This is a genomic window from Streptomyces virginiae (assembly GCF_040638905.1).
Lineage (GTDB): Bacteria > Actinomycetota > Actinomycetes > Streptomycetales > Streptomycetaceae > Streptomyces > Streptomyces virginiae_B.
Genome location: NZ_JBEZYV010000008.1, coordinates 233195 through 254917 on the forward strand (window position 1 = coordinate 233195; position 21723 = coordinate 254917).

At 72.1% G+C, this 21723-nt stretch carries 19 protein-coding genes; 4 read left to right on the forward strand and 15 right to left on the reverse strand.

Annotated elements, in window-relative coordinates; genetic code table 11:
• Positions 1-6: 6 nt before the first annotated feature.
• Positions 7-1215 carry a cytochrome P450 gene (locus AB0F82_RS14605; RefSeq protein WP_362627048.1) on the forward strand — a complete coding sequence of 403 codons (1209 nt, stop codon included), beginning with the start codon at positions 7-9 and terminating at the stop codon, positions 1213-1215.
• Here the strand turns inward: AB0F82_RS14605 and AB0F82_RS14610 are convergent.
• Both AB0F82_RS14610 and AB0F82_RS14615 read right to left on the reverse strand, forming a co-directional pair.
• A complete protein-coding gene (locus AB0F82_RS14610; RefSeq protein WP_362627051.1) occupies positions 1212-1475 on the reverse strand; it encodes a hypothetical protein in 264 nt (87 codons plus the stop codon). The genes AB0F82_RS14605 and AB0F82_RS14610 overlap by 4 nt on opposite strands.
• A 127-nt stretch (positions 1476-1602) precedes the next feature.
• Positions 1603-2445: a diacylglycerol kinase gene (locus AB0F82_RS14615; RefSeq protein WP_362627152.1), complete on the reverse strand. Its 843-nt coding sequence runs from the start codon at positions 2443-2445 to the stop codon at positions 1603-1605.
• A gap of 182 nt (positions 2446-2627) precedes the next feature.
• Between AB0F82_RS14615 and AB0F82_RS14620 the strand changes: the two genes are divergently transcribed.
• The gene (locus AB0F82_RS14620) at positions 2628-3911 is read left to right on the forward strand and encodes an adenylosuccinate synthase (protein ID WP_356811620.1); all 1284 of its coding nucleotides are present in this window, start codon (positions 2628-2630) and stop codon (positions 3909-3911) included.
• A 124-nt stretch (positions 3912-4035) separates the two neighbouring features.
• Here AB0F82_RS14620 and AB0F82_RS14625 read toward each other — a convergent pair whose 3' ends face one another.
• Positions 4036-5745 carry a hypothetical protein gene (locus AB0F82_RS14625; RefSeq protein WP_362627054.1) on the reverse strand — a complete coding sequence of 570 codons (1710 nt, stop codon included), beginning with the start codon at positions 5743-5745 and terminating at the stop codon, positions 4036-4038.
• Between the two features lie 229 nt (positions 5746-5974).
• On the opposite strand from AB0F82_RS14625, the gene AB0F82_RS14630 reads away from it, so the two are divergent.
• Positions 5975-6850, forward strand: coding sequence for a PP2C family protein-serine/threonine phosphatase (locus tag AB0F82_RS14630; protein ID WP_362627057.1), 876 nt, complete (start codon positions 5975-5977; stop codon positions 6848-6850).
• A gap of 44 nt (positions 6851-6894) precedes the next feature.
• Positions 6895-7860 (forward strand): MASE1 domain-containing protein, encoded by a 966-nt coding sequence (locus tag AB0F82_RS14635; RefSeq protein ID WP_362627060.1) that lies wholly within the window; start codon positions 6895-6897, stop codon positions 7858-7860.
• A gap of 40 nt (positions 7861-7900) precedes the next feature.
• Here AB0F82_RS14635 and AB0F82_RS14640 read toward each other — a convergent pair whose 3' ends face one another.
• The 12 genes from AB0F82_RS14640 to AB0F82_RS14695 form a co-directional block, all read right to left on the reverse strand.
• Entirely contained in the window at positions 7901-9556 is a 1656-nt protein-coding gene (locus AB0F82_RS14640; RefSeq protein WP_362627063.1) for a PKD domain-containing protein, read from the reverse strand.
• A 225-nt stretch (positions 9557-9781) separates the two neighbouring features.
• Positions 9782-11434, reverse strand: coding sequence for a hypothetical protein (locus AB0F82_RS14645; protein ID WP_362627066.1), 1653 nt, complete (start codon positions 11432-11434; stop codon positions 9782-9784).
• A gap of 151 nt (positions 11435-11585) precedes the next feature.
• Complete coding sequence (locus AB0F82_RS14650; RefSeq protein ID WP_362627069.1) at positions 11586-12464, reverse strand: alpha/beta hydrolase; 879 nt, start codon at positions 12462-12464, stop codon at positions 11586-11588.
• Between the two features lie 171 nt (positions 12465-12635).
• A complete protein-coding gene (kynU, locus tag AB0F82_RS14655) occupies positions 12636-13847 on the reverse strand; it encodes a kynureninase (protein WP_362627072.1) in 1212 nt (403 codons plus the stop codon).
• Entirely contained in the window at positions 13840-14685 is an 846-nt protein-coding gene (locus AB0F82_RS14660) for a tryptophan 2,3-dioxygenase family protein (protein WP_356811612.1), read from the reverse strand. The genes kynU and AB0F82_RS14660 overlap by 8 nt, the downstream gene beginning before the upstream one ends.
• A 166-nt stretch (positions 14686-14851) precedes the next feature.
• Positions 14852-15265 carry a DUF3151 domain-containing protein gene (locus AB0F82_RS14665; RefSeq protein WP_356811611.1) on the reverse strand — a complete coding sequence of 138 codons (414 nt, stop codon included), beginning with the start codon at positions 15263-15265 and terminating at the stop codon, positions 14852-14854.
• Between the two features lie 421 nt (positions 15266-15686).
• Positions 15687-16709, reverse strand: coding sequence for a class II fructose-bisphosphate aldolase (gene fbaA / locus AB0F82_RS14670; protein WP_030031672.1), 1023 nt, complete (start codon positions 16707-16709; stop codon positions 15687-15689).
• A gap of 238 nt (positions 16710-16947) precedes the next feature.
• Positions 16948-17487, reverse strand: coding sequence for an orotate phosphoribosyltransferase (pyrE, locus tag AB0F82_RS14675; protein ID WP_362627077.1), 540 nt, complete (start codon positions 17485-17487; stop codon positions 16948-16950).
• 21 nt (positions 17488-17508) lie between these two features.
• A complete protein-coding gene (locus tag AB0F82_RS14680; RefSeq protein ID WP_362627080.1) occupies positions 17509-18291 on the reverse strand; it encodes an aldose 1-epimerase in 783 nt (260 codons plus the stop codon).
• Between the two features lie 51 nt (positions 18292-18342).
• Positions 18343-19155: an SRPBCC family protein gene (locus AB0F82_RS14685; RefSeq protein WP_362627083.1), complete on the reverse strand. Its 813-nt coding sequence runs from the start codon at positions 19153-19155 to the stop codon at positions 18343-18345.
• 32 nt (positions 19156-19187) lie between these two features.
• Positions 19188-20831: a polyamine aminopropyltransferase gene (locus AB0F82_RS14690; protein WP_356811607.1), complete on the reverse strand. Its 1644-nt coding sequence runs from the start codon at positions 20829-20831 to the stop codon at positions 19188-19190.
• A gap of 157 nt (positions 20832-20988) precedes the next feature.
• Positions 20989-21534 carry a DUF2617 family protein gene (locus tag AB0F82_RS14695; protein ID WP_356811606.1) on the reverse strand — a complete coding sequence of 182 codons (546 nt, stop codon included), beginning with the start codon at positions 21532-21534 and terminating at the stop codon, positions 20989-20991.
• Positions 21535-21723: the final 189 nt, after the last annotated feature.

Genomic DNA, 21723 nt, shown 5'->3' on the forward strand with positions numbered 1-21723 from the left:
GCGGGGATGGGCTTTGATCCGTGGGATGCCGCGTTCGTCGCCGATCCGTACCCGGCGTACCGGGAGTTGCGGGAGCAGGGGCGGGCCATCTGGTGGGAGGCCACCGGGCAGTGGCTGGTGCCGCACTACTCCGATGTCAGTGCGCTGCTGAGGGACCGGCGGCTGGGGCGGACCTACCTCCACCGGTTCTCGCACGAGGAGTTCGGGCGGGAGGCGTCGCCGCCGGAGCACGAGCCCTTCCATGTGCTCAACGGCAACGGGCTGCTGGACCTGGAGGATCCCGCGCACGCGCGGGTGCGCAGGCTGGTGGCGAAGGCCTTCACCCCGCGGACGGTGGAGCGGCTCGTGCCCGCCGTGCAGCGGATGGCCGGGGAACTGGTGGGGCGGTTGCTCGCGGACGGGGGCGGTGACCTGCTCGCCACCGTCGCCGAGCCGCTGCCGGTGGCCGTGATCGCGGAGCTGCTGGGCGTGCCGGAGGCGGACCGGGGGCTGCTGCGGCCCTGGTCGGCGGACATCTGCGGGATGTTCGAACTCCGGCCGGACGAGGAGACGGCGCGGCGCGCGGTGCGGGCCAGCATCGACTTCAGCGCGTACCTGCGGGAGCTGATCGCCGAGCGGCGAACCCGCCCCGGGGAGGATTTGATCTCCGGACTGATCGCCGCCCACGATGAGGAGGGGCGGCTCAGCGAGCAGGAGATGATCTCCACTTGCGCCCTCCTGCTGAACGCCGGGCACGAGGCCACCGTCAACACCACGGTCAACGGGTGGTGGGCGCTGTTCCGCAACCCATCTCAGCTCGCCGCGCTCCGCGACGGCCACGATCCCGAAAAGTTGTCCACAGCTGTGGATGAACTCATGCGGTACGACACTCCTCTGCAGATGTTCGAACGCTGGGTGCTCGACGACATCCGCGTGGGTGACAACGAGATCCCCCGCGGAGCCGAGGTCGCACTGTTGTTCGGTTCTGCGAACCGGGATCCCGCGCGCTTCGACGACCCCGACACGCTGGACGTCGTACGGGCGGACAACCCCCACCTGACCTTCGGGGCCGGGATCCACTACTGCCTGGGGGCGCCGCTGGCGCGGCGGGAGCTGGAGGCCTCGTTCGGGGCGCTGCTGTCGGAGGGGATCCCGCCCTTGCGGCTCGTGGAGGAGCCGCGGTGGCGGGACGGGTACGTCATCCGCGGGCTGGAACGCCTGCTCGTGGAGTTCTAGGGGCGTCTGCCGGTGAGGCCGTCAGGTCGCGGCGGCACAGGGCGGCGGGGCAGGGCGGCGGGGCCGGCCGCCGCCAGGGCGGTCTGGGCCAGCACCGGCGGCCGCCACGGCATGCGCACCACCTCGGCGTCGTACGGCACCCAGCGCACCGCCGGGTCCCGCAGCAGGCGCCGCACCCTGGCGGACGGCGCGCAGCTCGCGCATTCCGAGCACACACCGGGCCCAGCAGCACCCACCAGCACCACCGGGCGCATGAGCACCGCCGCGACCGGCGCAGGTCAGCAGAGCACCGGCAGCAGGCACAGCAGCAGCGTCCCGCCGCCAGTCACCCAGCGCCTCCCGTGCCCTCCCGCGACGTCACCGCAGGCGGTGTCGCCGCCCCCGCCGTCAGCGGGGCACGGTGAGCGTCCATGCCCCCGGGCGCAGCGTCCACGTACGACGGCGGACCGGGCCGGCCATCGCGCCGTCGGCGCGGTAGCGGAAGTCCGCGCCCGACACCGTGACCTTCTTCGCCCGAGCCGTCACCGTCGAGCCGCCGAACCCACCACCCGTGCGCACCGCGACCTCCGCCGGTTCTCCGTCGCCCCGCGTGCGCACCGAGACGTCCGCCACGGGCTGGTCCACATCGGCCAGCAGCACCCCGTCGGCCTCCACCCGCAGCCGGTGGTGCCCGCCGCCCGCCCCGCCCGCCGCCGCGACCGGGCGGACCAGCGTCCGCACCAGCGAGCGGTACGCGCTCCACACCGACGGCCCGGCCGGCCTGGGCACCCCCCGCTCCGGCCCGCGCAGCGGCGGGATCCGCAGCGCGCCCAGCACCACCCCGTCACTGTCGTCGACCAGCAGGTCGCACATCCGCACCGAGCCGTCCAGCACCGCCCGCGCCGCCGCGACGGCGGACTCGGGCACACCCAGGGACCTCGCCAGCGCCAGGGACCCCGCCGGCCCCACCGGAACCAGCGCCAGCGCGCCCTCGCCCAGCCCCCGCTCCCGGTGCAGCAGTCCCACGGCCCGCACCAGGGCCCGGTCGTCGCCCACGATCACCGGCTGTCGATGACCCCGGCGGGCGAGGGCCCGCGCGAATTCCTCCTGCGAGTCCGGGAGGCAGATCTTCGCTGCCGCGCCCGCTGACAACACATCTTTCGCGATCCGCACGGACTCGCCGTCAAGACGGCGGGCGACCGGGTCGACGAGCACCAGCAGACCGCCTACCGGCGCGCCCGCTTCGCTCATGGTGGGCTCTGGAGCCGACACCTCGGTCCTTCCTCGGGTAGCATCTTTGTGCAAGAGGCCCTTGCGCTATTGCGCCAGGGCCTTCGTCTATTCCGGGGCAACCCGTCCGACGGCTCAGCCCGCGTACATCGTCGTACGCCCCCTGACCTTGGACATGCCCCATCCGGAAGAGGTGTACGCCTGTGCCCGCTCTTGTGCTGCTCGGAGCTCAGTGGGGTGACGAGGGCAAGGGAAAGGCCACCGACCTGCTCGGTGGATCCGTTGACTATGTAGTGCGCTACCAGGGCGGCAACAACGCCGGCCACACGGTCGTCGTCGGCGACCAGAAGTACGCGCTGCACCTTCTCCCTTCCGGCATCCTCTCCCCCGGATGCACCCCGGTCATCGGTAACGGCGTCGTCGTCGACCCGGCCGTCCTGCTCTCCGAGCTGCGCGGCCTGAACGAGCGCGGCATCGACACCTCCAAGCTGCTCATCAGCGGCAACGCGCACCTGATCACGCCGTACAACGTCACCCTCGACAAGGTCGGCGAGCGCTTCCTCGGCAAGCGCAAGATCGGCACCACCGGTCGCGGCATCGGCCCGACGTACGCGGACAAGATCAACCGCATCGGCATCCGGGTCCAGGACCTCTACGACGAGTCGATCCTCACCCAGAAGGTCGAGGCGGCGCTGGAGGGCAAGAACCAGCTCCTCGCGAAGCTCTACAACCGCCGCGCGATCGAGGCCGGCCAGATCGTCGAGGAGATGCTCCAGTACGCGGAGCAGATCAAGCCGTACGTCGCCGACACCACCCTGATCCTCAACAACGCGCTGGACGAGGACAAGGTCGTGCTCTTCGAGGGCGGCCAGGGCACCCTGCTCGACGTCGACCACGGCACCTACCCCTTCGTCACCTCGTCGAACCCGACCGCGGGCGGCGCCTGCACCGGTACCGGCGTGGGCCCGACGAAGATCAGCCGTGTCATCGGCATCCTCAAGGCCTACACGACCCGCGTCGGCGCGGGCCCGTTCCCGACCGAGCTGTTCGACCAGGACGGCGAGGACCTGCGCCGCATCGGCGGCGAGCGCGGTGTGACCACCGGCCGTGACCGTCGCTGCGGCTGGTTCGACGCGCCGATCGCACGTTACGCCACCCGCGTGAACGGCCTCACCGACTTCTTCCTCACCAAGCTGGACGTGCTGACCGGCTGGGAGCAGATCCCGGTCTGCGTCGCGTACGAGATCGACGGCAAGCGCGTCGAGGAGCTCCCCTACTCGCAGACCGACTTCCACCACGCGAAGCCGATCTACGAATACCTCCCCGGCTGGTCCGAGGACATCACCAAGGCCAAGACCTTCGACGACCTGCCGAAGAACGCGCAGGACTACGTCAAGGCCCTGGAGGAGATGTCGGGCGCCCCGATCTCCGCGATCGGCGTCGGCCCCGGCCGCACCGAGACGATCGAGATCAACTCGTTCCTCTAGGGAGTGTCGACCAGGCCGGCCCCGCCGGCCGGGCGGGACTTTGACGGCACGACCCAGGCCGCAGCGGCACGAAGGGGCGGTGCGCCGTACGGCGCACCGCCCCTTCGGTCTACAGGCCGCCGGGTCAGTCCGTCTGGTAGTAGGCGAGCAGGTCGACGAGCAGGTGGGTGTCCTCCCAGCCCTGGTTCCACAGGTCGATCATGCCGCCCTTGCCGCCGGGCGTCTGCGCGACGTTCGCGACGGTCGCGCCCTTCGTCCAGTTCAGGACCGAGGAGACGGGCCGCTGCGGCGTCACCGCCGTGCCGTTCGCGTAGTCGGACCAGAAGTTCGGGTCCGGTGTCACGGACAGGAAGCCGTTCCCGCGGGTGTCGGTGACGGTGGTGTTCAGCACCCAGCCGTCGACGTCCGGGGTCGTCGTGTCGCCCTCCAGCCGCATGGGGAAGTGCGTACGGGCTTTCAGCGGGCCGGCCTTCCAGCCGCCCCAGCTGTCCTTGCGGGTGTCCAGCAGCCGGTACGGGATCCCGTGGGCCACCAGGGCGGACCGGCTCTCGGGGGTGTAGTAGCCGACGACGTCGACCACCACGTCGGCCGGGTCCCAGCCGCCGTTGCGCACGTTGATCTTTCCGTCGGGGCCGATCGGCACGACGGCCGAGTTGGCGACCGTCTGCCCGGCGGTGAAGTTCACGTTCGAGGTCGCCGGGGCGGCCTTCCCGCTGGGGTAGGCGGTCAGGTGGCCGGCCGACCGCGGGTTGGTGGCGGTGAGGTTGACCGCCACCGCGGTGGCGCCCTTCGGCACGCCCGCGCGCCCGGCGATCTCCACGCCGACGGCGCCCTGGCCGGGGACCTGGCCCTTGGCCGCGCCGAGGCCCTCGCGGGTGTCGACGACGCGGGTCGGGTTCAGCGCGCCCCAGCCGTTGGCGTGCGCCGGGGCGAAGTAGCCGGTGACATCGGCGATGATGTCGACCGCCTCCCAGCCGCCGTTGAACAGGTGGATGTACCCGTCCTCGCCGATCGCCTCGATCACCAGGTTCGGGACGGTCTGGCCCGCGGCGAAGTTCACGTTCGACGTCTCTGCGCCCTCGGCGCGGTCCTTCGTTGACTGCACCGAGACGTGGCCCGCGCCCGTGGCGTTGGTGACGGTGACGTTGAGGGCGACCGCGGTGGCCCCGGCGGGGACCTTCGCCGCGCCCGCGACCTTCAGCGCCACCGAGCTGCGCGGGCCGACCTGGGCCTTCGCGGCGCCGGTGCCCGTGCGGGTGTCGAGCAGCCGGGTGGGCTCGTGCGCGGTGAATTCGGCGCCCCGGGTGGTGAACTTCAGCTCGTTCACGGCCTCGGTGCCGTCGGCGGCGTTCTTCGCCGTGACCCTGACGTCGTACGTGCCGAGTACGGCGTACTTGTGCTTGAGGTCCCGCGCGTCGGACGCGCCGCCGGCGGGCAGGGAGTAGGTGTCCGTCGTGCCGTCGCCCCAGGAGACGGTGACGTCGAGGGCGGGCGCGTCGAAGTCGATGACGTGGGTCCGCAGCTCGACCGACCGCGCACCGTCGGTGTGCGCGGTCAGGTAGATCGACGTGGACGAATCCTGCGCACCCTGCTTCCCCTGCGTGCCCTGAGCCCCTTGAGCCCCCTGAGCCCCCTTGGCACCCGGAGCGGCGCCCTGAGCGCCCTGAGCGCCCTTGGTGACGACCGTACGCTCGGCGGGGCTGCTGTACGTCGTGCCCCCCGTCCCCAGCGTCGCGTCCGGCCCCGCCCCGGGCGCCGCCTGGGCGATCCCGGGCACGAGGCCCATACCCGCCGCCACCAGGGCGGCGGAAATCACGAGTCGGCGATTGCGCACCGATCCCCCCTCTTTTCCATCAGTGGTCACACCATGGTCTTCCTGGAACACGAGTACGAGCCCGATCCGGTTGCAAGATCATGCGGACACCGGTGTTCCCAGCAAGCCCTCCCCCGCGGGCTCCGCCGAGACGGGGCTCGGGGGGCGGGGTCCGGGTCGGCGGAAATATGATGGGCAGGTCCTTTCCACGGCGGAAGCAGGGACGGATGCACCATCGTCGGAGCCTTCGATGAGCCGGCGCCGTCCCCCTCGGGTGGCCAGCGCCGACCTGCTGAGCATGCTCGGCCGGCTGACCGCGCAGGCGCGGCAGGGCGTGGAGCTCCAGCAGGCCCGCGTGGAACTGGCCGAGGCCCTGCAGCGCGAGATGCTTCCCACCACGCTGCCCAGCCTGCCGGGGCTGCGTACGGCGGCCCGGTACTCGCCCGCCCGGCACGGCCTGGACATCGGCGGCGACTGGTACGACGGCTTCCGGCTGCCGGAGGGCGCCCTTGCCCTCTGCATCGGCGACGTGCAGGGGCACGACGTCGACGCGGCCGCCTTCATGGGGCAGGTCAGGATCTGCCTGCGGGCCGTGGCGGCCGTGGTCGTCGATCCCGGCGAGGTGCTGAGCCGGGCCAATGAGGTGCTGCTCTCGATGAACCGCGACCTCTTCGCGACCTGCAGCCTGCTCCGCTTCGACCCGGACACCTGGGAGCTGGAGAGCGCCCGGGCCGGTCACGTCCCCGCGGTGTGGGCCACGGTCGACGGCCGGTACGGCATAGCCGAAGACAACGGAGGGCTGCCGCTGAACCTGGTGCCCGGGGCGGCGTACGCGGTGACCCGGCGGCGCCTCACACAGGCGGGATCGATCGTCCTGCTCACCGACGGCGTGGTCGAGGGACCGCGGTTCCCGCTGGAGGTGGGGCTGGAACGCGTGCTCAGGGTGGTCCGGGAGGCGGCGGGCACCGACCCCGCCGAGCTGGCCGCCGAGGTGATGAAGGTGGCCGATTCGACGGGCCACGCGGACGACGCCGCGGTGCTCGTCCTCAGCCACGACGCGGCCGGAGCCGACTCGCAAGCGGGCTCGGGCGAGGACCGCGACCCGCAACCCCGTGGGACGGCGTAGCGCGTGTCACGCCCCACCCGGCCGGCGGGCTGTTGTCTGATGATGTGGTGCGCACCGAGGGATGGCGACGTCCGGCCGAACTGCTCCTACTGATCCTCGCCGTCGCCGTCGCGTACTACATCGGCGGGCGGATCGGCCTGCGCCAGAGCGTGACCGTCGACGGCGCCCAGGTCACCCCGCTGTGGCTGCCCACCGGCATCGCGCTGGCCGCCCTGCTCTGGCTGGGCCCGCGGGTCTGGCCGGGGATCCCGCTCGGCACCTACTTCGCCATCGAACGGATCAGCGAGTTCGACCTCAGCGACCTCGGCATCCTCGCGGGGAACACCATCGCGCCGGTGTGCGCGTACCTGATGCTGCGCCGGGTGGACTTCCGCACGCAGATGGACCGGCTGCGGGACGCCCTGGCGCTCGTCTTCCTGGGCGGTCTGCTGCCGATGCTGATCAGCGCGACGGCCGGGACCTGGACCCTCGTACTCACCGGCGATCTGCCCCGGGGCGGATTCTGGCCGGTGTGGGCGGCCTGGTGGGTGGGGGACGCCATGGGGGTGCTCGTACTGACCCCGCTGCTGCTGGTCCTGCGCCGGGCCCGGCTGCCACGGGACGACTACCGGCTGGCCGAGGTGTCGGCCCTGGCGGTCACGTCCGTGATCGTCACCCTCGTGGCCACCCGCAGCCACCTGTCCGTGCTCTTCCTCGTCTTCCCGCTGCTGATCTGGGCGGCCGTACGCTTCCAGCTCGCCGGGAGCGCGCCGTGCACCCTGCTGATCTCGGTCCTGGCGATCTCGGCGGCGCACGATCACGTCGGGCCGTTCGTCGAGTACAGCCTCCTGGAGCTCATGGTCAACCTCCAGGCCCTCAACGGCGCGGCCGCCCTCACCGGGCTGCTGCTGTCCGCGCTCGTGACCGAGCAGAACAACGTACGGCTGAGGATCGAGCAGGTCTGCGAGGACCTGGCCGACCTGGTGGAGCACCTGGCTCCGGGCGGCAGACCGGGGCCCCCGGAGCACTGAGCGCCCCGGGGAGGCCGTCCCCGGGGCGCTCGGCGGTGGGTCAGTTGGTCTCGTAGTAGCCGAAGATGTCGACGACGAGGTCGGTGTTGTCCCAGCCCTGGTTCCAGTAGTCGACGATGCCGTTCTTCCCGGAGCCCGCCTGGACCAGGTTCGGAACGGTCTTGCCGGCCGTCCAGTTCAGGGTCGAGGCGGTGGGACGCTCCGGGAACACCTGCTTGCCGTCCCGGTACTGCTCCCGCGTGTTCGAATCCGGAGCGACTGACAGGAAGCCCGCGCCGACGGTGTTCGTGACCGTGGTGTTCAGCACGAACCCGGCGATGCCGGGCTCGCCCACCGACAGCGGGTGCCAGATGTAGCCGCGACCCTGCATCGGACCGTGCGGCCAGCGCGGGTCGCGGGTGTCGATCAGCCGGACCGACGTGATCGGCATGTAGGCGGCCTTGCTGTCGCGGCTGTAGAAGCCGACGACGTCGACGATCACGTCCGTGCCGGCCCAGGCGCCGTTGCGGACGTTGATGCTGCCGTCGGGGCCGACGGGCACGATCACCGCATTGGCGATGGTCTGGCCCGCGGTGAAGTTCACGTTGGACGTGATCGGGACGCTGCCGCCGCTCGGGAAGACGGACAGGTGGCCGGCCTCCTTCGGGTTGGTCGCCGTCACGTTCAGCGCCACGGCCGTGACGCCTTCCGGCACTCCGCGCAGGCCGCTGATCCGCGTACCGAAGGTCTTCTGCCCGGCCAGCTGGCCCCGGGTGGTGCCCAGGCCCTCACGGGTGTCGACGAACCGGACGGGCGTCATCGGCGTGTAGCCGGCGGCGTCGGTGCGCGTGAAGTAGCCGGTCACGTCCGCGATCAGGTCGACGGACTCCGAGCCGCGGTTGGCGAGCTCGACGTAGCCGTTCTTGCCGACGGGCACGATGACCAGGTTGGGGACGGACCGGCCGGCCTCGAAGTTCACGTTCGAGGTCGTCGGCCGCTCGGTGCCCTCGGCGAAGGCCGTGATGTGCCCGCCGCTGGTGGTGTTGGTGACGGTCACGTTGAGGGCGACGGCGGTGACCCCCTCCGGTATCGCGCCGTTGCCGCCGACCTTCACGCGGGTCGAGCCGTACGCGGGGACCTTGCCCTGGGCCGCGCCGGTCCCGTCGCGGGTGTCCAGCAGTCGGGTCGGGGTGTGCGCGACGAAGTCCGAGCCGGCGGTCATCACCTCGAACTCGTTGACGACCTCGGCCTGGTTGGCCGGGTCCGCCACGGTGACCTTGACGGTGTACTGGCCGAGCTTCGCGTACGTGTGGCTGTTCTTCAGGACGGTCGAGCCGTACGCGTCCACGCCGTCCGGGCTGCTGCCGTCGCCCCAGTCGACGGTGACCTTCAGCGCGGAGTCGGCGCTGATGACGGTGGTCTCCAGGTCGAACGCGTGGGCCGTGGTGGCCGCGGCGTTCAGGACGAGGGCCAGGTCGGGGTTGCCGGAGGCCTGCTGGGCGGAGACCCCGCCCTTGGCGCCCGGCAGGGCCTTGCGGACGGAACGCTCCGCGGGGCTCTTGAAGGTGTTCAGGTTCGGTGCGGCGGCCTTGGCCAGGTCCACGGCGGGCGCGCTCACCCCCGGCGTGACCGGCTCCGCGGCCTGGGCGATGCCCGGCGCGAGACCGACGGTTGCCGCGATGACGGCGACGGAAACTACGAGACGGCGACTGCGCACCGGTCCCCCCATTTTTGAACGTGCTCAGGTCTGGGCTTCAGAGTACATAGATCTTCGCCCGCGAAATCGCCAATGCCTTTGCGGTCGCGTGGAGTTGGCGCATTTCTGTCCCGAACTGATCCCAATGTCCGTCGGGACGGACCCGCGGAAGGGATGAGAACGAGCGAGGGCCCGCCCGGTCGTGAGATCGGGCGGGACCCTCGCCGTTGTGCGCGGAGCTGCGGATCAGTTCGTCTCGTAGATGCCGAAGACGTCGACGATCAGGTCGGCGTCCTGCCAGCCCTGGTTCCAGAAGTTGATGATCCCGTACTCGCCGACGCCCGTCTGCACCAGGTTCGGGACGGTGGCGCCCTTCGCCCAGTTCAGGGTGGAGGAGCCGGGACGCGGCGGCTTCGGCGCGTTGGGGTCGGTGTTCTCCTCCCACGGGAGCGGGCTGGGTGCCACCGAGAGGAACCCGGAGTCCGTGGTGTTGGTGACCGTCGTGTTGAAGGTGAAGGCCTCGACGCCCTCCGGCTCGGGCGCGAACCACTGCGAGAAGTACCCGCGGGCCGGCAGCCTCCCGGGCCACGCCACGGTGTCGCGGGTGTCGATCGCGCGCCACGGGTCGATCGCCCGGTACGCCGCCCTGCTGTCCTTGCTGTAGTGGCCGACGACGTCCACGACGACGTCGGTGCCCGCCCATGAGCCGTTGAAGACGCTGATCCTGCCGTCGGCGCTCACGGGTACGATCACCGAGTTGGCGACCGTCTGGCCGGCCGTGAAGTTCAGGTTGGACGCCGTGGGGGTCTGGCCCCCGCCCGGGAAGACCGACAGGTGACCGGCCTCCCCGGGGTTGGTCACCGTGACGTTCAGGGCGACGGCGGTGATGCCCTTGGGCACGCCCTTGAGGCCGTCGATCTGGGTGGTGAAGGTACCCCGCCCGGCGAGCCGGCCCTTGGCGGTGCCGAGGCCCTCACGGGTGTCGACGAACCGGGCCGGGGTCATCGCCGTGTAACCGCCGGCCGCGGAACGGGTGAAGTAGCCCGTGACGTCGGCGATCAGGTCCACCGGGCTCCAGCCGCCGTTGAAGAACTCCACGTAACCGTCCTCGCCCACCGGCACGATGACCAGGTTCGGGACGGACTGACCGGCGGTGTGGTTCAGGTTCGACGTGTCCGGCCGGGATCCTCCGCCCGCGTACGCCGTGACGTGCCCGTCGGCGGTGGTGTTCGTGACGGTGACGTTGAGGACGACCGCCGTGGCTCCGGCGGGAATCCCGGAGTTGCCCGCCACCCGTACACGGGTCGTGCCGCGCCCCACGACCTTGCCCGCCTTCGCGCCCGTACCGTCGCGCGTGTCCAGCAGCCGGGTCGGGGCGTGCGGGGTGAACTCGGCGCCCGCGGTCGCGAAGGCGATCTGGTTGGCGGCCTGGATGCCGTTGGCGACGTCGGTGACCGTCACCTTCACCACGTACTCGCCGACCTCGGCGTAGACGTGGCTGTGGTAGACCTCGCCGGTGCCCTTGGCGGTCGTCTTCTCCGTCTTGCCGTCACCCCAGTCGACGACCACGTCGAGCGTGACGTCCGGCCCCGTGATCTTGGTGATGAGCTCCAGCCGGTGAGCGGAGTAGCTTTCACCCGTGATCTCCGCGGCCAGCCCCGGGTGGTCCTCGGCGGCCTTGTTGGCCGCGCCCGGCAGCGTCGTGCGCACCGTGCGGTCGGCGGGGCTGTGGAACTTCTCGCCCGAGGCCTTCGTGGCCTGCATGCCCTGCGTGCCCTTCACGGCCTTCGCGGCCTGCGCGGCGCCCGGGCCCTGCGCGGCGGGCTTGGCCGGCCCCCCGGTGGCCGAGGCCGTGCTCGGGATGAGCCCGAGACCCGCCGCCACGAGGGCAGCGGTCATTACGAGTCGGCGATTGCGCACCGGCCCCCCCATTTGTTTGCTCTTCAAAGCGACCTGATCAGATCTTGATCAGAGTACCCAGCGTGCCGGCCCTCGCCGCCATGGGTTTTCGCCCTGGTCACGGGGGAGGTGTGCGGAGGTCCGGCGTCCGCTACCAGGCCAGCTGGGAGATCTCCTCCGCGACCACCGCGCACGCGTCCGCCCCCGGGTCGATCAGCGGAAAGTGCCCCACCCCGTCGAGCAGGGTCAGCCCCACCGTCTCCCCCGCCTTCGCCGCTGCCGCCACGTACGCCTCGGCCACCTGCTGCGGGACCACGATGTCGTCCCGCCCCTGGACGACCGCCGTGGCGATGCCCGTCGGCAGCAGGGACGCCGGGTCGGCGGACGGGAGCCGCTCGTCCCAGTGGTCCGCGCCCCCCAGCAGCTGCGCGCTCGCCCCGCCGCACACGCCCAGCTCCTCCGCCACCGCGAAGTCCGCGATCGGCGCCAGCGCCACCACCCCCCGCAGCATCGGCGGGGCGGGCAGCCGCCACGGGGATCCGTACGGCAGCACGTGCCGGGCCGCGGCCCACAGCGCGAGGTGGCCGCCCGCCGAGTGGCCGGTGACGACCACGCGGCGGACGTCGGCCTGCGGCAGGGCGGTCGCGGCGAGGCCCGGAAGGGCGTCCATCGCGGCCGCGACGTCGTCGAAGGTCTCCGGCCAGCGCCCGGCGACCGGCCCGTCGGAATTCTGGTGGGGCAGCGAACTGCCGCGCCGGTACTCGACGTTGGCGACGGCGAAACCGCGCCGGGCCAGGAAGTCCGCGAAGGGGGTGATGTGCTGCCTGTCGTAGGGCGCCCGCCACGCGCCGCCGTGCAGGACCACCACCAGCGGGACCGGGCCCGCGCTCTCGCCGCGCGGGGCGTAGAAGTCGACGACGTGGTCGGGGTGTTGCCCGTAGGCGGCCGTCGCGTCCGGTGCGACCGCCGGATGGGCGAAGGCCGAGGCGGCCTCGGCGGCGTCCCGTTCCACGGCGGCGGGGTCCGTCATCGGCTCAACCTCTCGGTAACGCGTGGGACAGCGGGGACAGATGTTCCGGTGTTCCGGCAGAGCGGGACCGTATCAGTCTGGAACAGGTGGTTCCGTGCAGGGCCCGGAATACGAAGGGGCGGACGGAGCCGTGGCCCCGCCCGCCCTGCGATGTGACGTTTCGCTACTGCGTCACCCGAAGATGTGACCCAGCGTGCGCGCTGCGCGCTCCGCATCGGCGAATCCGACGTAGAGCGGGGTGAAGCCGAAGCGCAGGACGTCGGGTGCGCGGAAGTCACCGATGACGCCCCGGGAGATGAGCTCCCCCATGACCTCACGGGCGTTCTCGGTGCGCAACGAGACCTGGCTGCCGCGGCGCTCGTGCTCGGCCGGGGTGACCGATTCGACCAGGCCCTGCGGGACGTACGCCGCCACGCATTCGAGGAAGAAGTCGGTCAGCGCGAGGGACTTGGCGCGCACCGCCTCGACGGAGACTCCGTCCCAGGCGTCGAGCGCCGCCTCCAGCGCCAGCATGGACAGGATGTCCGGGGTGCCGACGCGGCCGCGGGTCGCGCCCGGCGCCGCCTCGTAGGCCGGAGTCATCGCGAAGGGGTCCGCGTGCCCGTTCCAGCCGGGGAGGGGGGAGTCGAAGGCGTCCTGGTGCCGGGCGGCTATGTACAGGTACGCGGGGGCGCCGGGGCCTCCGTTGAGGTACTTGTACGTGCAGCCGACCGCCAGGTCGACGTCGTGCGCGTCGAGCCCCACGGGCAGGGCGCCCGCGGAGTGGCAGAGGTCCCACACCACGACCGCCCCGGCGGCGCGGGCCGCCGCCGTGAGGGCCGGCAGGTCGTGGAGCCGGCCGCTGCGGTAGTCGACGTGGTTGAGGAGCACCACGGCGGTGTCCGCGTCCATCGCCTCCGCCGCCCGGGAGGGGTCGACCGGGACGACGGTCAGCCCCGTCAGCCGGGCCGCCGACCGGGCGATGTAGCCGTCGGTGGGGAAGGTGGCGGAGTCGACCAGCATCCTGGTCCGGCCGGGGGCCGCGAGGCGGGCGGCGCCGACCAGGGCCTTGAAGAGGTTGACGCTGGTGGAGTCGCCGACGACCACCTGGCCGGCGGCGGCGCCGATCAGCGGGGCGATCTTGTCGCCTATCCGCTCGGGCGCGGTCCACCAGCCGCTCTCGTCCCACGAGCGGATGAGGAGCTCGCCCCACTGCCGGGCGACGACATCCGCGGTGGTCGCGGCGACACCGGCCGGGAGGGCGCCGAGGGAGTTGCCGTCCAGGTAGACGACGCCGTCGGGCAGGGTGAAGCGCTCGCGCAGCTTCCCGAGCTCGTCGGCGGCGTCCAGGGCGGCCGCGCGGTCGCGCAGTTCGGTGGCGCGGTCCGTGGGGGCCTCAGACATGGCTGCGCGCCGTCCAGAGCTCCGGGAAGACGTTCTTCGTCGCGCGCTTCTCCAGCCAGGCCACGCCGGCGGAACCGCCCGTGCCGGTCTTGGCGCCCATCGCGCGGCGGGTGGCGACCAGGTGGTCGTTGCGCCAGCGCCAGACGAGCTCGGCGACATCGGTGAGGACCTCGCCGAGGCGGTGGAGGTCCAGGTTCTCGTCCGGGGCGGCGTACAGGCCGGTCCAGACGGCCTCGACCTCGGGGGAGGCCTCGTAGCGCAGCGACAGGTCGCGGTTCAGGACGGCTTCGGGGACCGGCAGGCCGCGGCGGGCCAGGAGGCGCAGCACCTCGTCGTAGAGGCTGGGCTCCTGGAGGGCCTTCTCCAGCTCCGCGTGGACGCGCGGTGCGCCCCGGTGCGGGACGAGCATGGAGGCGGACTTGTCGCCGAGCAGGAACTCCATCCGGCGGTACATCGCCGACTGGAAACCGGAACCCTCACCGAGGGCGCCGCGGTAGGCGTTGAACTGCGCCGGGGTGAGCTGGGCGAGCGGGCGCCAGGAGGCGTTGAGGGCCTCCAGCTCACGAAGGGAACGTTTCAGCGCGTCCATCGCGACCGGGATGCGGTCCTCGCGCAGAGCCTTCGCGGCGGTTTCCCACTCGTGGACGATGACCGTGAACCACAGCTCCATGACCTGGGTCGTGACCAGGAAGACCATCTCGCCCGGGTCGTCCGAGCGGAGGTGCTGGAGGTGGGTGAGGACGTCCGCCTGGACGTAGTCCTCGTAGGGGGTCGTGCCGTCGAAGTCGAGGTTCGGGGTGTCCCCGCCGACTCCGGAGGCATCAAGGGTGTTCGACATCGCTGTCTCCTCGACACGTGCTTCCGGGTAGCGGTCCGCTCCTTCCGTGAGGTGAGTGGAGCCCCGGTCCCCTGCCCGCATCATAGGACGCCGTCGCGCCGACGCTCCAGCGGGGAGTGATGCAGACCACACAATATGTCCGCGCGCCACTCCCCGCTGTACGGCCTCAGGCGCTCAGCGTGTCCGCGGCCGTCGGTGACGAGTCGCGCAGGAAGGTCGTGCAGCGCTCGTACTCCTCCTTCTCGCCGATCGCTCCGGCAGCGCGGGCCAGGGCGTGCAGGGCGCGCAGGAAGCCGCGGTTCGGCTCGTGCTCCCACGGGACCGGGCCGTGGCCCTTCCACCCGGCGCGGCGCAGCGCGTCGAGGCCGCGGTGGTAGCCCGTACGGGCGTAGGCGTACGACTCCACCGTGTTGCCGGCGGCGAAGGCCTCGTCGGCGAGGACCGCCCAGGCGAGGGAGGATGTGGGGTGCGCGGCGGCCACCTCGACAGCCGGGGTGCCGGCGGCGATGGCCTCACGGCCGGGCTCGTCGGGGAGGTGGGTGGGGGCGGGGCCCCCGAGCAGGTTCTGGTGAATGGACATGCCCCCAGTCTGCCGGTTGCGGTGATCCGCAAAACCCGCCGTCCCCTCGGCACCACCGCCCCGCCGGATGCGGGGTACGCGGGCTCACGCCCCCTCGGCACCACCGCCCCGCGGATGCGGGTACGCGGGCTCACGTCCCCTTGGCGTCACCGCCACGCGGATGCGGGTACGCGGGCTCACGTCCCCTTGGCGTCACCGCCGGGTGCGGGGTACGCGGGCTCACGCCGCCTTGCACCGCCGGGTGCGGGAGCCGCGGCCCTGCGGGCCGTTGGGTCGGTTCGTGGGGGCGGGGGGGGCGGTACCCCGACCCGTCCTCGAACAGCACGGTCCCTGCCCGCGCATGCAGGAGGGCCCGGCCTCCGTCCTGGGACGGGGCCGGGCCCTGCTGTACGACTGCTGCAGCGGCGGCGGCTGCAGCCGGTTACTTCAGCTTGGTACCGCTGGAGCGCAGGTTCGCGCACGCCTCGGCGACACGCGCGGCCATGCCCGCCTCGGCGGCCTTGCCCCAGGTGCGCGGGTCGTACTTCGACTTGGTGCCGACCTCGCCGTCAACCTTCAGGACACCGGCGTAGTTGGTGAACATGTGGTCCACGACCGGGCGGGTGAAGGCGTACTGGGTGTCGGTGTCGAGGTTCATCTTCACGACGCCGTTCTCCAGGGCGGTGGCGATCTCCTCGGCCGTGGAGCCCGAACCGCCGTGGAAGACGAAGTCGAACGGCGAGGCCTTGCCGAACTTCTCGGCGACACCGGCCTGGAGGTCCTTGAGGAGCTCGGGGCGCAGCACGACGTTGCCCGGCTTGTAGACGCCGTGGACGTTGCCGAAGGAGGCGGCGAGCAGGTAGCGGCCCTTCTCGCCCAGGCCCAGGGCCTCGGCGGTACGGATCGCGTCCTCGACGGTGGTGTACAGCTCGTCGTTGATCTCGTGGCTGACACCGTCCTCCTCGCCGCCGGTCGGGGTGATCTCGACCTCAAGGATGATCTTCGCCGCGACGGCCTTGGCGAGCAGCTCCTGGCCGATCGCCAGGTTGTCGGCCAGGGTCTCGGCGGAGCCGTCCCACATGTGCGACTGGAAGAGCGGGTTCAGACCGCGGGCGACGCGCTCGGCGGAGATGTCCAGGAGCGGACGTACGTAGCCGTCCAGCTTGTCCTTGGGGCAGTGGTCCGTGTGCAGGGCGACGGTGATGTCGTACTTGGCGGCGACGATGTGCGCGAACTCGGCCAGGGCGACGGCGCCCGTGACCATGTCCTTGTTGTGCTGGCCACCCAGGAACTCCGCACCACCGGTGGAGATCTGGATGATGCCGTCGCTCTCGGCCTCCGCGAAGCCCCGCAGCGCGGCGTGCAGGGTCTGGGACGAGGTCACGTTGATGGCCGGGTAGGCGAACTTGCCTGCCTTCGCCCGGTCGAGCATCTCGTTGTAGACCTCGGGGGTTGCGATGGGCATCTGTCCGCTCCTTGGATGTGCGGGGAGTGTGCTTATTGCGGGCCCTGACCTGGGGGCGACGTCATCGTCGCGCCTATCTTTCCAGACTCCGCGCAAGGGTCCAGCCCGCCGGTCTCACGTGGTGGGCGAACGGCCCGGGATGTTTCACGTGAAACATCCCGGGCCGCAGGGAAAGGCCAGGTCAGGCCCGCATCAAGGCCGGCAGCGGACCTTTGCCCCCCGTTCTCGCGGTGGCCGGTCAGGACAGGCCGAGGTCCTCGAGGCGGTAGCCGGTGAGGTAGGGCAGGCCCGCCTCGGCGATCGCGTCGGCCGCACCGCGGTCGACGATCGTGGCGACGGCGACGACCTCGCCGCCGGCCTCGCGGACGGCCTCGACAGCGGTCAGCGGGGACCCGCCGGTGGTCGAGGTGTCCTCGACCACCAGGCAGCGCTTGCCCTTCACCTCGGTGCCCTCGATGCGGCGCTGCATGCCGTGCGCCTTCTGCGCCTTGCGGACGACGAAGGCGTCCAGGCGCTGACCGCGCGCGGCGGAGGCGTGCAGCATCGAGGTGGCGACCGGGTCGGCACCGAGGGTCAGACCCCCGACGCAGTCGAAGTCGAGCTCGGCGGTGAGGTCGAGCATGACCTGGCCGACCAGCGGGGCCGACTCGCCGTCGAGGGTGATCCGGCGGAGATCGATGTAGTAGTCGGCCTCCCGGCCGGAGGAGAGGGTCACCTTGCCGTGCACGACGGCCTTGTCCTTGATCTGCTGCAGAAGCGCATCGCGTACGTCACTCATGCCGACGAGCTTAGTTGCGGCCTACGCGAGCCGCCGCCAGGTCCAGGTCGTGGAGACCTCCAGCGGGTCCACGGGGGTGACCAGGCGCGGAGCGGTGTTGATCCCGTTCGGCGGGCCGGACTGCGGCTCGACGCAGACGGCCTCGGCCTCCTCGTCGTAGACGACCACCCATTCGGACCTGCTGGTGACGCGCAGCTCCAGGGTGCCGGGCCAGGTGAGGGTGACGTCGACGCCGTCGGGCATGCCGAAGCAGTCGTCCCAGGGGCCGGGCCTCCGGTCGATGCGGTTGCCGGTGGGGAGGTGGTCGGCGCCGCGCTCTTCCTGCCAGGCGGGGTCGAAGGAGAGCTCCACGTCCCGGCCGCCGAGGTTGCGCCGGAACCAGGGGTGCCAGCCGGCCTGGGCCGGGAAGGAGTTCCCGTACGTCTCGACGCCCATGGTGAGGGTCAGCGATTCCTCGGCGAGCGTGACGACCTGGGTGACCCGGCCGGGCGTCGGCCACGGGTCGACCAGGTCGTAGGTGAAGGCGGCCTCGGTGGCGGTGGCACCGGCCGGCCGCCACCGCGCGTCACGGCCGAAGCCGTGGAGGGCGTGCGGCGGATGGTCGAGGGGCATCTGGTGCACGGTCGCACCGTCGTGGAACCGGCCGTCCTTCATGCGGCCGCACCACGGGACCATCGGGAAGGCTCCGTACCGCGGCCCCTGGCGCAGCAACTCGGTCCCGTCGATGCGCAGACTGCTGATCCGGCAGCCGTTCTCCTGGTCGACAGTCACCTCGGTGCCGCCGGCGCTCAGTTGCGTACTCATGCGGTCGACCCTAGGGGGTGTCGCCGGAGTCCAGGGGCTTGAGGCCGCAGGTCAGCGGCGGCGGCGCAGGGCGCGGCCGATCACGACGGCCGAGGCGAGCGCGATCGCCGCGGCCGGGGCGATCCAGCGCAGGCTGTCGCCGGTGGCGGTGGCGGCCGGCGCGGGTACCGGCGCGTACCGGCCGCGGGGAGGCGCGTGGTCCACCTCCTCGGCGCTGCGGCCGATCATGGTGCGGCGGGCGTGGGCGGCCTCGGCCGGGGGCCGCGGGGCTCCGTTCGCGTCGAGGTCCTCGAACCCGCCGGCCAGGAACGGGTCCAGGGACGGGGGCGGCACCTCGGTCTCGAAGACGGTGGCGCTGACCTCGGTGATGTCGTCACCGGGCTCCGCCGGAGAGTCGGCCTCCGCGGCTTCGGCCTCGGCGACGGGGTCGCTGATCGCGGACCCGGCGGCCAGCTGGCGGGCGGCCCGGTCCAGGAGCCTGCGCAGCGCGGTGGCCGCGGCGTCGGGGGCGAAGGAGGCGGCGCGTCCGTCGGCGGTGGCGCGGGCGGTGAAGTCCAGCCGGGTCCCGTCGGCGGCCGGGCTCAGCCGAAGGCCGAGGGAGAACTTCACGGTGCCGGTGCCGCGCACCTCGGTGCCCTCACCCTCAAAGGTGAAGTGGTCGGGATCCTGCTCGGTGACGGCCGCGGACCCCCGATAGGTCACGGTGCTCCCGCCGGCCCGCACCCTCAGCCGCCCGGAGAGCGGTCCGACGCCCGTGTCGGCGTCCTGCTGGAGTCCCGGTACGCACCGGGCCACCCGGGCGGGGTCGCGCAGCACGGCGCGGAGGTCGTCTGCCGGTACCGGGACGAACACCTGATGCTCCATGCGGTCGAGCCTACGGCCTGGACCGCACCGGGTCACGAATACCGCGGATGCGGCAGCGTCGACGGTGGAAGTCCGCTCACCCGGGTGCGTTCGGCGTCGCGCGCCGCGTCCTGGAGGGAACCGGTCGACAGCGAGCGCAGCGCGGGGGTTTCGCGGTCCACGCGCAACGCGGGTTCCTGGTCGCGGGCGGCCAGGACGAACCCCCAGTCCTGCGGCGGCGCGCCGGTCCCCCCGAGGGGCGTGCGGTCGGGTCCGGCGGCGAATCCGGTGAGACGGCCGCCCGCGCTGTAGGCGGCGGTGCGCAGGCCGGCCGCACGGAGGGTGGAGTCGACGGTCCAGTACGTACGGGGGCGCGTGGTCAGCGGCCCGGCGTGCACGGCCATCCGGCCGCCGGGGGCCAGGGCCCGCACCGCCAGACCGTAGAACTCCTGCGAGTACAGCTTCGTGCTGGGGGTGATGCCCGGGTCGGGGAGGTCGGAGACGATCACGTCGAAGCGGTCGTTCGCGGCGGGTCCGCGCAGCCAGCGGAAGGCGTCCTGGGTGACGACGGCCAGGCGCGGGTCGGCGTACACCCCGGCGTTGAGCGCGGAGAGCATCGGGTCGGTGCGGGCGAGCCGGACGACGCCGGGGTCGATCTCGACGACGGTGACGGAGGCGACGTCCTGGTAGCGGAGCACCTCGCGGGCGGCGAGGCCGTCGCCGCCGCCGAGGACGAGGACCCGGGCGTGCGGGCCGGTCATAGCGGGGTGGACCAGGGCCTCGTGGTAGCGGTACTCGTCGTAGCCGCTGACCCGCAGCCGTCCGTCCAGGTACAGGTCGAGGGAGCGCGGGGAGCCGGTCGCGGGGCCGGTGAGCACCAGCTCCTGCACCCCGGTCTGGACGGCGACCCGCACCTCGGAACCGTAGACGGCGCGCCGGGCGACCCGCTCGAAGTCGTCGGCGAGGACGGTCGCGGAGGCGAGCACGACGAGGACGGTCAGGTTCGCGGCGATGAGCAGCCAGCGGCAGCGCCGGCTCAGGTCGTGGCGGAAGAGCCACAGGACCAGGCCGCCGCCGGCGACGGCGTTGACGGTGCCGGTGAGCATGGCGCCGGTGAGCTGGCCGAGCATCGGCAGCAGCAGGAACGGGAAGGCGAGGCCGCCGACGAGGGCGCCCACGTAGTCGGCGGCGAACAGGTCGGCAACGGCGCCGCCCGCGTCCTGTCTGCGGATGCGCTGGATGAGGACCATCAGCAGCGGGATCTCGGCGCCGATGAGCATGCCGATGGCGAAGGAGAAGGCGACGAGCGCCGGCCGGGACTCCCCCAGCCACGCGAAACTCGCGTACAGCGCTATGGCGGAGAGGCCGCCGAGGAGGGCGAGCCCGGCCTCGATGACGCCGAAGCCGAGGGCGGGCCGGTGCCGGAAGCGTTTGGCGAGCAGGGAGCCGACGCCCATGGCGAAGACCATGACGGACAGCACGACCGACGCCTGGGTGACGGAGTCGCCGATGAGGTAGGTCCCCAGGGCGAGCAGCTCCAGCTCGTACACGAGCCCGCAGGCGGCGCATACGAACACGGTGGCCAGGACCAGGAGTCGGCCGGTCCGGGGCCGTACGGGCAGGGCGGCCGCGACGGTCTCGGCGCCTCCCGGCTCCGGAGCCGGAAGGACCCGGCGCGGGACGGAACGGTCGATCATGAAGCGAACCGTACGTCACCGCCCAGCCCCATCCGGTCACCCACATGGGTGCAAGTGGTGCACCGGTCCGGCCAGTTGGCGTAACCACATCACGCCCCGCCACGCGGCGCGCCCGGGCGGCCGCACTCCGGCCGCAAGGGCCCCTCGCCCGTACGGCCTACAGCAGGGCGGGCGATTCCACGGCCGGCGCCGGGGCGCCCATCCGGACCCCGACCCGCGTCCGAGTGGCCACCAACTGCCCTTCCTGCGGGTACGCGTGCCAGGTGCGCCACCGCACCTGGCCCTCGTAGCGCTGGGCGAGCAGGGCGGTGAAGGCGTGCGGACTTCCGGGGAACGTCCCCGCCAGCCCGTTCGGGTGGTCCGCCACCAGTGCGAGCAGCTCCTGGGCCCGCCCCGCGAAGGACCCCCGGGACAGGGTCTCGACCCGCGCGGCGAACTCGTACTCCCAGTCGCCCACCCGTTTCGCCACGCCGAGCGGCAGCGGCGTACTGCTGCCGGGCATGCAGGCGACCGTCTCCGAACAGAGCACGTCCTTCTCCTCCAGCAGAACCTGATGGGAGGCCCCGAGCAGGCGCAACTCGACCTTCGCACCCGAAAGTTCGAGGTTCAGCACGGCCAGGGCGGGCAGCCGGTCCCGACCCAGGGCCCAGGCGAGATCGGCGGCACGCGTGTCGGTGTATGAGGTCTGGAGGGTCGTGAGCATGAGTCGGCTCCGCAAACGCGCGAGGGAGATGGGCCGGGGCCCGCCAGCGGTAGCAAGCACGGGTGGGGGGACACCGGCACGGGTCCACAGGAAGTCCAGGGAGGTCCGAGGACTGGTCTACTCAACCGAGGGAATCATGAAAGGCACGGCACTCACAGCGTTTTTACCCAACTTGACGGGGTTTACATC